This window comes from Mycoplasma phocoenae (genome assembly GCF_012934855.1).
GTDB classification, from domain to species: Bacteria; Bacillota_I; Bacilli_A; order Mycoplasmatales; family Metamycoplasmataceae; genus Metamycoplasma; species Metamycoplasma phocoenae.
In genome coordinates this window covers 557025-569973 of record NZ_CP051481.1, presented here as the reverse complement: position 1 = coordinate 569973, position 12949 = coordinate 557025, and the positions used below count along the sequence as shown (strand labels likewise).

Here is a 12949-nt window from a genome sequence, read left to right as displayed (position 1 = left end):
GATTTTTAGCGTATGCTTTATATTATATAAAAAAAATCTTTTTTTTCTTATTTTAGTGTAAAAAAGTATTTAAGTTAAAATTAATATATGTCTAAAACATTGATAAACCTAAAAAAAGAATTGATTATTAATGATATTATCTACACAATAAATGTCATATACACAAATAATGTTAATACATATTTTACTAAAGAAACAAAAAATGATGAAAATGTATATACACTCAAATTATCCAAAAACAGTTCCTTCGAAGACAATATTGATTTTATAAGAAAAACTTTAATGAAAAGAAAATTTCAAAAACTTAATAAAATATATTTTTCTTATGAAAATAATTATTTTACAATTCTTGATAAAAAAATACATTACTCAATCTATAATAATATACTGACATTTACATTTAAAGATTGTTTATATGAATACAAATTGAAACAAATCACTGAATACAATGTTAAAAATTGCATTGATAAATTCAAAATTATGCAACTGAGCAACATTCTTGCTTTTTTAATTCCATACTATACAAAAAAAATGAATGTAACTAATAAGTATAAATCATTTAAAATTATTAAAAACATAAAATCTTATTGAGCGAAAAATTCAGTAAATCATGGTTTATTAAAATTCAATATGGATCTCATTAGTTTTGAATTAAAATGTATTGAATCAGTTATTGTTCATGAGTTGGCACATTTTTATGAAGCTAATCACAGTAAAGAGTTTAAAAAAATTGTTTATGAGTATTTTCCTCAGTATAATATTTGAAATAAAAAATTACAACAAAGGTAGGTTGAAATATGAATGAAGATATTATAAAAAATGGCTTAGTAGCAGGATTGGTGCTATTTACTTTATCTGTTGTTGCCGTTATTGTCTTAGTTTTATATTTAAAATACACAAAAGCAAAAAGAATAGAAAGAGGACGTGAGTTTGAAACTGAATTCAGTTTATATTTAAATAACTGAGCAGTACAAAATCATTGTCATTATATTCCTGCTAACTTGTTTAAATATGACGATAACTTGTTTGAAACTGATGGAGTTTTAATTTCTGATAAAGGAATAATTGTTGTTGAATTAAAATCAATCAAGGGGAACATTACTGGAGATTACAATTCAAATATTTGACTCAAAGAGTTCTCAGAAACATCATATGAAATCAATAATTCGTTAAAACAAAATGATAAACACATTCAGCATTTGGCGAATATTATTGGTAAGCAAGTTAATTTTTATTCATTTGTTATTTATGAAAGCTTTCAAAACACATTGCAAATTACGAATGTGCCTGATTATGCAATGATAATGTTTGATTATGAGTTTGAAAATAAATTTAATTATTTCAATGCTCAAACTGAAACAATTTACAGTGAAAAAACATTAAACAACATATACAATACATTAAAAAGAGCTGTAACAACCAGTTCAAAAGATAAAGCAAAGTTCCAATCGTACCGTATTTAGGCTAAAACATTGATAAAATTTATTCAAAATGAGTCAAAATTCAATAAAAACACATTTTTTTTACATCAATACTTGTTGATGTGTTATTATATAAACGATAAAACGAAATGAGTTAAGGAGAAACCAATATGGCAAAAAAAACAAGATTTTATATTACAGAAACTCTAAACGATCAAAATGTTAAAATTTGAGAATTCAAAAAAATGGGTATTGACAAACGTGAACCATTCTTATCATTCAGTGAAGCTATTCAAAGATTTATTGATGTTGCTACACCATTAAACCAAAATTCAAGAGTATGATTCCACCAAAACGGAGCATTCCGTGGAAGCATGAGCTTAGAAGGTGCAGCTAAATCATTAGAAATCATCGAAACAGAAAAAGTTAGTCACGATACAGCGATTCAATACTTAGAAGAAAAACAATTAATCGAAAAAGCGCCAGCTAAAAAAGAAAAAAAAGTAGTTAAAAAAGAAGAAGTGGTTACTAAACCAGAAGAAAAAGTTGAAACAACAAAAGAAGTAACAGTTATTCAAGACGCTACTGTATCACACGAATGTGAAAAATGTCCATGCACAATTAGAGTAGAAACAGATGAAAAAATCTCATGAAAATTCTGAGCATTAATTTGATTCTTGATTATTTTAATTATTATCTGCATAGCTTTAACAGGTGTTGGGGTATACTATCTAATTAATCGTTAATAAAGTACAAAAACACCATGTGGGTGTTTTTTTTGTATATATTTTTTGTTATAATTAAATAATAATTATAAGGATATAAATGCTCGCTTCAAAACAAAGACCAAACAACATTGATGATTTATTACTAGAAAAACCATTAATTAATTTATTTAAAAAAATTATTGACAGTAAAGATAAAAGATCTTTTATTTTTTTTGGTACACCCGGTACTGGAAAAACAACAATCTCATTGATTTTGGCTAAAGAAATATCCAATAATCAATATGGAGTATTTAATGCCGCTACTGACAGTAAACAAATGTTGACTACGTTGATTGAAAAGTATAGTTTTATTGTTATTGACGAAATACATAGATTGAACAAAGACAAACAAGATATTTTATTGCCTTCCGTAGAAAATAGTGCACTAACAATATATGCAACAACAACGGAAAACCCATTTTTCAAAGTTAATCCCGCATTACGTTCTAGAACAAATATTATTGAACTAAAGAAACCCAGTACTCATGCGCTAGCTCAATATTTAAAAAATATTGTTGATTCACAAAACTTATTTCAATATGAAAGCAATAACATTTTCGATTTTTTCGCAAAGCAAGCAAATCATGATTTTAGAATTGCAATAAATAACTTAGATTTAATAAGCAAAATTTATACTGCTAATAATGTTACTATAGAGGATTTAAAAATAATTTTACCGAGCACAAATATTCAAATTGATCAGAGTGGTGATGATTATTATAACTTGCTAAGCGCATTTCACAAGTCAATGCGAGGATCTGATGTTGATGCGTCATTATATTATGGCTTTCAATTGTATAAGTCTGAGCAATTTGATTCGATGTTCAGAAGAATGATATGTGCCTCTTATGAGGATGTTGGATTAGCTAAGCCAAGTGTTGCATTAGATACAGTTAATGCGATTAATGCTTTTGAAAGATTAGGTGTTGCAGAAGGTTATTTACCAATTGGATTTGCCATAGTTAATATTGCACTTGCTCCCAAAAGTAATTCAACATTTACAGCAACAAAAAAAGCAATAAATTTTATCGAAGCAGGAAATAATTATTCAGTTCCGTTGCATTTAAAAGATTCTCATTATGCATCAGCAAGTAAATTAAAAAGAGGTTTAGGCTATAAGTATCCGCATGATTTTGAAAACAATTGAGTTAAACAAAAATATTTACCGGAACAATGTAAAAATATATGGTTTTATGGTGAACAAATTAATGGGTATGAATATAAGATTTATGAATACTGAAAAAAAATAAAAAAAGGAGATTAATATGAAATTTGATTTAAAAAACATAAACACATTAGAAGATTTAAAAAGAGTTAAATCAGAATTTAATTCAAAAGATGGTGAATTAGCACAATTAATGGCAAAAATTAAATCAGCATCAAAGGATGAAAAAGCAGCTCTTGGAAAAGAAATTAAATCATTAAAAGAAACAGCTGAAGTATTTTTTGAATCAGCAAAACAAAAAATTGACAAATTAGAGATTGAAAAATCACTGAAAAGTCAATGAATAGATGTAACAACACCAGTATATAAACAAGGAGGGATACACCCTATCAATTTAATTGCTCAAAGAATGAGAGATTGATTTAAATCAAACGGGTATTTTGAAATTCAAGCTATTGAAATTGAAAATGATGAATATAACTTCGAAAGATTAAATATTTCGAAAAACCACCCAGCAAGAGATATGCAGGATAGTTTATTTATTGATGAAAACACACTATTAAGAACTCATAATACAGGTATTAGTGCAAGAGCATTAGAACAACACAAGAATGAAGAATTTAGTCAATTTGCAATTGGTAAGGTATATAGAAATGATGAGGAGGATCAAACTCATTCACATCAATTCACCCAATTAGATTTCGTTTCAGTGGGCTATACAAATTTTGGTAATTTAATGTGAACACTAAAATCATTATTATCTTATGTTTTGGAACAAGAAGTTCAAATTAGACTAAGACCTTCTTATTTTCCATTTACTGAACCTAGTGTTGAAGTGGATATTTTTTACAAAAACAGATGAATCGAAGTTTTAGGCGCTGGAATGTTACACGAAGATGTTCTTAAAAAAGCTGGATATACAAATGATATGAATGGTTTTGCTGCAGGATTAGGATTAGAAAGAATCGCAATGATTAAATATGATATTAATGACATTCGTGAATTCTATACAAACGACGAAAGATTCTTGAAACAATTCAAATAATAAGGAGTAGATATGATATTTTCATTTATAAAATTAAAAAAATTAGCTAATTTAAACGATTCAGTAACAATTGAAGAAGTTGTGGGAGCCATAAACTCAATTGGTTTTGAAGTTGAATCATATGAACCATTTTCCGATGTTGAAGGTATTAGATTTGGACACGTTACAAAAGTGTACAAAAATCCTAATGCAGATAGATTAAATGTTTGTGAAATTGAATTTGCAGATAAAAACAGAATTATTCAAACAAATGCACAAAATGTTAAGGAAAATGATTATTTAATGGCTTTTGTTCCAGGCTCAAGATCTAAAAAAATGGTTTTTGGTGAAAGAGTGATGCAAGGAATTAATAGTGAAGGTATGTTAGTTAGTTTAGAAGAATTAGGATTTGATGATAAGTACTTCCCAACTAGATGATACGATGGTATATTTACATTTCAACAACCTATTGATTTAACATTGGATCCGATTCAATATTTTGAATTAAACGATTATTTAATTGATGTAACAATTTTATCTAATCGTGCAGATGCTAACTGTTACACAATAATGGCTAAAGAATTAGCTGCTTATTTTGATACTGATGCAGTTGAATTCAGTGCAAATATTTCCAAAACCGACTCAACATTTTCAGTAAGTTCAATGGAAGAAACTAATTTCTTTACATTAACTGAAATCAATGCACATGACATTGAAATATCGCTTCAAGACCAATTATTTTTGATTAAACACAATATTAAAACAATAAATAATCCAACAGACTTATCGAATTTAACATTATTGTATACGGGAGTACCTACTCACGCATATGATGCTGAAAAATTATCTTCTAAAACTTTATCAGTAAAAAAATATACTGGTGAAATTGAAATATTGGGGAAATCAAAAGTGGTTATTGATAATGCATTATGTGTTTTCGATTCAGTCAAACCTGTATCAGTAGCAGCAGTTATTGGTTTAGAAAATTCTTCATGCGATGAAAACACAAAACAAACATTATTTGAATTGGCATCATTTAATTTAAAAGAAGTTAGAAATTCAAAAAAACAAGTTAAATTGGACACTGCTTCATCAGCTAGAGCAAGTAAAGAAATTAGCAATGGTTCAATCCAACTTGCTCATAACTATATAGCAACAAAAGTTAAAAAAATGAGTGAAATAATTAATAATAAACCAGCAAAATTCAGTACATTTGAATATGATGAAGATAAATTAAACAGATTTGCAGGATTTGATTTAACAGCCACAGACAGATTTGCTTTAGTAATGCAAAAGCTAAAAAAAATAGGCATTGAAATTAAAGATAAACAAGTATATGTGCCAGCATATCGTTATGACTTAAATACAATGCAAGATTTCACTGAAGAAGTATTTAGATTTTATGGTTATGAAAACTTTAAAATGATTCAATCTTTAATCAAACAAACTCAAAACAATCACTACAAAGATTATCATTCAATTTTAAAAAACATGCATTATCAAAACACAAGAACATTTACACTAACATCACCCGATAAAAACATTTTCAATCCATTCAATTTTGCTGAAACAATTAATTTACAAACATTTGCTTCAGCAGAAAGAACTCAAATTCGTCATTCAATGGTCCCTTCATTAATTGAAGTATTGGAATACAATCAAAAACGTAAAATTGAAAAAATGTCTTTATTTGAAATTGGAATGATCCAAAAACAAATTAACGTTTTATCAATCGTAAGTAACATTAAATCATTTGATCAAATGAAACAAGATATTTGTGAAATTTTGGACAGCGAAATAATTTTTGAACGTGTTCAAGACAAACCATTCCATCCAAATATGTCAGCTTTAATTAAAAATAAAAACAATAAAGTTATCGGATATCTTGCAAAAATACATCCTGAAATTATCAACACTAAAGCAATATGTGCTGAATTATTTTTAGACTTAGATAAAACTACTAATGTTCAATTCAAAAACTACAAACACGATCCTCTTAAAATTAGAGATTTCAATGTATTGTTAAATCATCAAGAAGATTTACAAGCTACTTTAGATAAGTTAAACAGAGTCAAAGGGATTCATTCGATTCATGTTAAAGATCGTTTTGTAAAAGAAAATGGTCAAGTAAACACAACAATCTCGATTACAGTGGAAGATTGAGCTGTTAAAAAAATCGAACAAATGTTAGAATAATTTTTAAATTCGCTTTAAAAAATTACTTTTATTAGCGGAGGAAAAATGAACAAAGAAAATTTAAAAGATGCTCTTGCTGAAATAACTAAAAAATTTGGTAAAGAGTCTATTATGCTTTTGGGAGAGAAACCTGATTTAACATGTGAAACATTTTCAACAGGTTCTTTAGCAATTGATAAAGCTCTTGGTATCATGGGATGACCAAAAGGAAGAATTATTGAAATATTTGGACCAGAAAGTAGCGGTAAAACAACGCTATCCCTTCACGCAATTGCTGAAGTACAAAAAACTGGTGGAATTGCTGTTTTCGTCGACGCTGAACACTCGTTTGATCCGCACTATGCAAAAGCATTAGGGGTAAGTACTGAAAATTTAGTGATTGCTCAACCAGATAGCGGTGAACAAGCTCTTGAAATTGTTGATATATTAACTAAAACTGGGAAAATTGATTTAATTGTTGTTGATTCAGTAGCGGCTTTAGTTCCTGAAGTGGAGTTAGCTGGTGAAATGCGGGATCAAACAATTGGCGCTCAAGCGCGTTTGATGTCAAAAGCGTTGCGCAAAATTACTGCGTCATTAGCAAAAAACAACACTTCAATTATATTTATTAATCAAATCAGAGAAAAAGTAGGTATTATTTTCGGGAACCCGGAAACAACATCCGGGGGGAAAGCATTAAAATTTTACTCATCAATACGTGTAGAAGTTAGAAAGACACAAGCTATTACTGAAAATAACGAAATTAATGGTAATGGAATAAAAATTAAAGTTGTTAAAAACAAACTTTCTGCTCCCTTTAAAACAGCTAATGTTGACATCATATTTGGCAAAGGTATTGACAAGGTAGGTGAAATCATTGATTTAGCTGAAAAATATTCAATAATAAATAAAAAAGGCTCATGATATTCATACAAAGAAGCAAACATTGCACAAGGGAAAAACAATTTAAAAATATATTTAATTGAAAATCAAGATATATACAAAGACATTGAACAAAGTGTATTAATTAAAGTTAACGAATAGTTTTTTAGCTCATTCGCTAGCTTTTTTATTATTAAAAATAAAATTTATTATAATGTTACATATGTTAAAGACAAATAATAAAGAAATAAATGTATTATTCTTTGGTGATATATTCGGAGATCCAGGAATTGAAGTTGTTTCACGCCATATAAAAGACTTGAAACAAAAATATAAAGCAGACTTTGTAATAGCACAAGCTGAAAATGTTTCGGGACGCAAAGGATTTAAACCAAGAGATTATAAAAAATTAAAAGAAATTGGAATCGATGCTTTCACTTTAGGTAATCACGTTTGAGCGCATTCTGAAATAGAAGAAATAATTGAAAACAATGATGTTATTAGACCAGCTAATATTAATGACACATATCCCGGGCAAGGTTATCGAGAATTCATAGTTAAAGATCAAAAAATAGGCGTTTGTTCAATGATGGGGATTCAATTTAACATATTGCTATCACCTTGAAAAGAAGAACAAGCAAACTCATTTTTTGATGAATTTGACAAAATACAATCAATGAATCAACCAGATTATTTAATTATTGATTTTCACGCGGAAACCACTAGTGAAAAAAATGTATTTGGACTGTATGTTGATGGTAAGGCTGATGCGTTATTCGGAACACACACACATGTACAAACGAATGATGCTCGTATTTTACCTAATGGAACATATTATTGTACTGATGCAGGAATGTGTGGACCATATAACAGTGCGATTGGCGCTAACTATGATGAGGTTTATGGCAAAATGCGTTACAACGCAAAAGCACCGTTTAGAGTTAGTGAAAATAAATGTCAAATTAATGGAATTTATTTTAAATTAACAAAGGACAATCAAAACAAACAAATTGAATTAATAAAAATATATGAATAAAGGAGTAAATATGGAAAACGAAGAATTATTTAAAAGAAAAAAACAACTTGCTTTCACATTGAAAAAAATGGAAGAAAGAATGAGAGTAATTAGTTATTTATACCAAAAATTACTAAACACTGAATTAAAAATCAATGTCGATTATTTAAATTCGGAAGAAATTAATATAATTAAAAAAATCATTATTTCGCTTCCAAATATTGAAACTCTTTTATTGAACTTTATTGATGAAGAAAAATGATCTCAAACATTCCCATTAATTAAAGCAATTTTGATTTATGGAATATTTGAAATGCAAAACAACGAAACAAATATAGTTATAAATGAAATGGTTAATATTACTAAAATTTATGCGCCCGGCAATGATTACAAATTTGTGAATGCGGTTTTAGATAATATTGCAAAAAATTTAATTAAAAAATAATGCACGACAAAACAAAAGAAATTAATAATAAAATAAGAAAATTGCATCTTTCACTGCTGGCAAATAAAAATTTATTAAAATACAATTCACGTTTTAAAGATAAACAGGTGAGATTTTTAATATCGAAAATTTTAATTTTATTTGATACAAATTACAGTATTGAACAATTAGTTGAGTTGGAAATTTCTTTAATGCAATCGGCTTTCGTTAGCAGTATGTATGTTGATAAATTATTATTGTCTGTTGATTCGTTATGTAAAAAATACCAATCTTGTAATTGAAAAGCATTGGGTAAATTTTTATATTTAATTTTTAAAACATCTACATATTATTTCGATAAAAAACACAAAGTACCTAATATATTTATAATTCATGGTGAAATAGAAATTAATGAGAAAAAAAGAGAAGCTTTAAATGATTTTGCAATTTCGCTAGAAGCTGTGGAAACTGATTTTAATTTCTATATTAGAAAGATATTGAAATGAGTAAAATAGTTAAAAAGAAATTAGTCGATATCATATCCGAAAAATTTGAAATTACAATCAACGAAGCGGAAAAACAAATCAGATGCGGAAACGTTACAATTAATAGCGAAAAAATCTTTTTACCTTTATTAAAATTTGATGAAAATTTACCGGTTGAATTATTGAACCAAAAAGAATATGTATCAAGAGGCGCATACAAACTTTTAAAAGCATTGAAAATTTTCAATATTGATGTAAAAAACAAAATATGCGTTGATCTCGGTTCTTCTACCGGGGGGTTTGTTCAAGTTTTATTAAAACATAATGCTAAAAAAGTTTATGCAGTTGATGTTGGTACTAATCAATTAGATTATTCATTAAGAATCAATCCAAATGTTGTTGTTTTTGAGCAAACCAATTTAAAGGATTTAACGACCACACATTTTAATGAAATGATTGATATATTTACTTGCGATGTTAGCTTTATATCCTTGAAATATGTATTTGGAACATTAAAAAAAATTGCAAATCCAAACAGCGAAATAATTTTATTAATAAAACCGCAATTCGAAGCTTCATCAAAATATGTTTCTGCTGGTGGTTATGTCGAAGAGAAATATCATCCATTTTTAATTGACAGGGTAAAAGAATACGGTAAACAAGAAGGTTTTGAATGTGTCAGTGTTGAACAAAGCCCAATACTGGGTCAAAAATCAAAAAATATAGAATATATTAGTTTATTCAAAAAAACTAAGGAGTAACCATGAATTTCAAAAATCAATTTCCAATGCTAATAAATAATAAAGATATTGTTTATCTAGATAATGGCGCTTTATCATTAAAACCACAAATCGTTTGTCAAGCAGCTTATGATTTTTACGCAAAATATTCAATATCAAATCGAACAAAAGATTCAATATTGGGAATTCACACATCAGAATTTATTAATAAAACTAGAAAATTATGCGCTGATTTATTGAATGCAAATATTGATAACGTAATTTTCACATCCGGAACTACAGATTCATTAAATCAACTTGCACAAATGTTTAAAAAAATCATTAAACCTAATGATGAAATTTTATTGAGTGTTTATAACCATGCAAGTAATATCATTCCATACCAACGATTTTTGGAGCAAGAATGCGGCGCTAAAATTATTTTTTTCACAGATCAACAAGACTTGTTTGCAAAAACTTCTACAAAAACAAAAATAATCGCATTATCACAAGTTACAAATAATTTTAATGTCAAATATGATATGAAAACAATATACGAATGAGCTAAATCTAATGAAGTATTCTTTATTAATGATGCGGCCCAAGCTATTGCTTACACTAAAGTAAGTATTAATGAGTGTGATGCTATTGCAATGAGTGCAAATAAGTTATACGGACCTACCGGAACTGGCTTATTAGTGTTCAGTGATCGCTTATTTGATTTAGTTGATCCAGTTAAATTTGGCGGTGGAAGTTTTAAAGCGATGAAAACATATGATTATAAAAAAGATTTTAATGCTTTTGAAGCGGGCACATTGAATTTAGCGGGCATATATCAATTAGGTAAAGCAATAGAATTTCAAAATGAAATTGGTATTGAAAATATTCAAAAACACGTAAAAAGTATTTCGCTATATTTACACGAAAGATTAAAAGAAATTGATGGCATTAATGTATTCTCACAACCCGGTGATGTTATTTGTTTATTTAATATAAAGAAAATAGCAGCTCAAGATATAGCATCATACTTAGGACATAAAAATATATATGTAAGAAGTGGAAATTTTTGTGCCTTTTTAATATCTTCTGAATCTGGATTCCATGCTTCTTACTTAAGAGCAAGTATTGGGTTACACAATACAAAAAAAGATATTGATGTATTGATTGATACCCTTAAAAAAGGTGGTGATTTTATTGACTTCATATAATGCGATGGAAAAACGCGAAATCATGTTTGAACACTATGAGAATCCTAAACATAAATCAAACGAAGTATTATCACAGAGTGTTGAAGATGGTTCAATAACAGGATGTGCCGACACATTAGTTTTAAGTATTGAATTTGAAAATGATAAATTAACTAAGATTCGCTGAAATGGCGACGGTTGTTCAATATTTGTTTCTTCAGTAGATATTCTATGCGAACAATTATTAAATAAAACAAAAATACAAATTATCAATATTATTAATGAATATGAAAAAATGGTTAAAACATCAACATTACCAAATGATATAGATTTGAATAAATTAACTATTTTTATTGACGTGAAAAAACATTTGAACAGATTAGAATGTGCATTGATAGGTTCAAGAGCATTTAAACGAGTGTTAAAAATTGGATAAAATAATTTTTCATATTGATATGGATGCATTTTTTGTATCGTGCGAAAGAACTGTAAGAAAAGATTTGCAAAACATTCCCGTTGCTGTAGCGCGTAATTCAAAACGAGCAATAGCAACAGCCTTGAGTCAAGAAGCCAAACAATTGGGAGCGAAAGTTGGAAGTCCAATTTTTCTTATTAAAGAATTTATTCCTAATATTAAAATTGTGCAGCCTAATTTAGAGCTGTACACTTTGATAAGTATAAGGATTTTTAATTTTATTTCTAGAGAATACCTAGTCGATGTTGAACCTTATTCAATTGATGAGTGTTATGTAGATTTTACTAAATATATCAAAAACAGAAACATCGATCCAGAATTATTAGCGTGAGAAATTCGTGATAAAATTAAAAACAATTTATCAATACCTTGTTCAATTGGAATAGGCCATAATAAATTCATTGCAAAAATGTCCACTAACATTGCCAAGCCAACTGGCGTTAAGTGAACAAAACCGAGCGATATAGAAAGACACTTTTATGATTTACCGATTGAGAAGTTTTTTGGTATTGGTAAAGGTTATGCACCTAAATTAAAAGAAATTGGTATTTTGACTGTTGGTGATTTTGCGAATTATAAAAACACCTTTTTATTACAAAAAATTATGGGTAAAAACTTTTATTTAAAACAACAGCAAATAAAAGGTATTACAGTAGATAAGTTAGAAAAAAATCATGATTCAGTTAAGGGTGTTGGTAACTCATTAACCTTTATGGAAGGCGACATTGTTGAAGAACCAAGACTTTTAAATGAACTTAAAAGACTTTGCGACAAAATTTCGCAAAGAATGAGTAGGCGTCATATAAGCGGAAAAGTTGTTGTTTTAGAAATTAGAAACTTAGAAAAGCAGTGAAATACCTACCAAACAAGCCTAGAAAAATACATTAATAAAAAAGAAGACATTTATCAAGCAATTATGGAATTATTTTGACATAATTGAGATAGAAATCCATTAAGAGGTGTTGGAGTAAGAATTACAAGTTTAATTTCTAATAATCAAAAAAACAATTATATTGACATTTTTTCAAAGCCGAAAAATGTAATTGATGAAATTGAAAGTTCGGTGAATGAGGTATTTGACAAAAAAGTTATTTATAAAGCAAGCAGTTTAGAAAACAAAACCAATCAAAAAAGAGTACATTCAAACCGTTTTAACATAGAAGACTATGATAATTCATTATTCAAAAAAATTAATATAACTAAGGAGTAA

At 27.8% G+C, this 12949-nt stretch carries 14 protein-coding genes; all 14 read left to right on the top strand.

The features are described from left to right. Positions 1–87: 87 nt before the first annotated feature. Positions 88–789, top strand: coding sequence for a YgjP-like metallopeptidase domain-containing protein (locus HGG69_RS02495; protein ID WP_169605215.1), 702 nt, complete (start codon positions 88–90; stop codon positions 787–789). 8 nt (positions 790–797) lie between these two features. Next, the gene (locus HGG69_RS02490; protein WP_169605214.1) at positions 798–1463 is read left to right on the top strand and encodes a nuclease-related domain-containing protein; all 666 of its coding nucleotides are present in this window, start codon (positions 798–800) and stop codon (positions 1461–1463) included. Between the two features lie 128 nt (positions 1464–1591). After that, the gene (locus HGG69_RS02485; protein WP_169605213.1) at positions 1592–2167 is read left to right on the top strand and encodes a hypothetical protein; all 576 of its coding nucleotides are present in this window, start codon (positions 1592–1594) and stop codon (positions 2165–2167) included. 79 nt (positions 2168–2246) lie between these two features. Continuing rightward, positions 2247–3452: an AAA family ATPase gene (locus HGG69_RS02480; RefSeq protein ID WP_169605212.1), complete on the top strand. Its 1206-nt coding sequence runs from the start codon at positions 2247–2249 to the stop codon at positions 3450–3452. Position 3453: 1 nt separating this feature from the next. After that, on the top strand, positions 3454–4398 hold the full coding sequence (pheS, locus tag HGG69_RS02475; protein WP_169605211.1) for a phenylalanine--tRNA ligase subunit alpha: 945 nt from the start codon (positions 3454–3456) through the stop codon (positions 4396–4398). Between the two features lie 12 nt (positions 4399–4410). Then, positions 4411–6573 (top strand): phenylalanine--tRNA ligase subunit beta, encoded by a 2163-nt coding sequence (locus tag HGG69_RS02470; RefSeq protein ID WP_169605210.1) that lies wholly within the window; start codon positions 4411–4413, stop codon positions 6571–6573. 45 nt (positions 6574–6618) lie between these two features. After that, the gene (recA, locus tag HGG69_RS02465) at positions 6619–7596 is read left to right on the top strand and encodes a recombinase RecA (protein WP_169605209.1); all 978 of its coding nucleotides are present in this window, start codon (positions 6619–6621) and stop codon (positions 7594–7596) included. Between the two features lie 61 nt (positions 7597–7657). Next, positions 7658–8470, top strand: a complete 813-nt coding sequence (locus tag HGG69_RS02460; RefSeq protein ID WP_169605208.1) for a TIGR00282 family metallophosphoesterase — start codon at positions 7658–7660, stop codon at positions 8468–8470. 10 nt (positions 8471–8480) lie between these two features. Further along, on the top strand, positions 8481–8894 hold the full coding sequence (locus HGG69_RS02455; protein ID WP_169605207.1) for a transcription antitermination factor NusB: 414 nt from the start codon (positions 8481–8483) through the stop codon (positions 8892–8894). Next, a complete protein-coding gene (locus HGG69_RS02450; protein ID WP_169605206.1) occupies positions 8894–9388 on the top strand; it encodes a hypothetical protein in 495 nt (164 codons plus the stop codon). Before HGG69_RS02455 ends, HGG69_RS02450 begins: the two co-directional genes overlap by 1 nt. Beyond that, on the top strand, positions 9376–10119 hold the full coding sequence (locus HGG69_RS02445) for a TlyA family RNA methyltransferase (RefSeq protein ID WP_169605205.1): 744 nt from the start codon (positions 9376–9378) through the stop codon (positions 10117–10119). Before HGG69_RS02450 ends, HGG69_RS02445 begins: the two co-directional genes overlap by 13 nt. Before the next feature lie 2 nt (positions 10120–10121). After that, positions 10122–11285, top strand: a complete 1164-nt coding sequence (locus HGG69_RS02440) for an aminotransferase class V-fold PLP-dependent enzyme (protein WP_169605204.1) — start codon at positions 10122–10124, stop codon at positions 11283–11285. 4 nt (positions 11286–11289) lie between these two features. Then, entirely contained in the window at positions 11290–11700 is a 411-nt protein-coding gene (locus HGG69_RS02435) for an iron-sulfur cluster assembly scaffold protein (RefSeq protein ID WP_169605203.1), read from the top strand. Positions 11701–11719: 19 nt separating this feature from the next. Next, on the top strand, positions 11720–12949 hold the full coding sequence (locus tag HGG69_RS02430) for a Y-family DNA polymerase (protein WP_169605202.1): 1230 nt from the start codon (positions 11720–11722) through the stop codon (positions 12947–12949).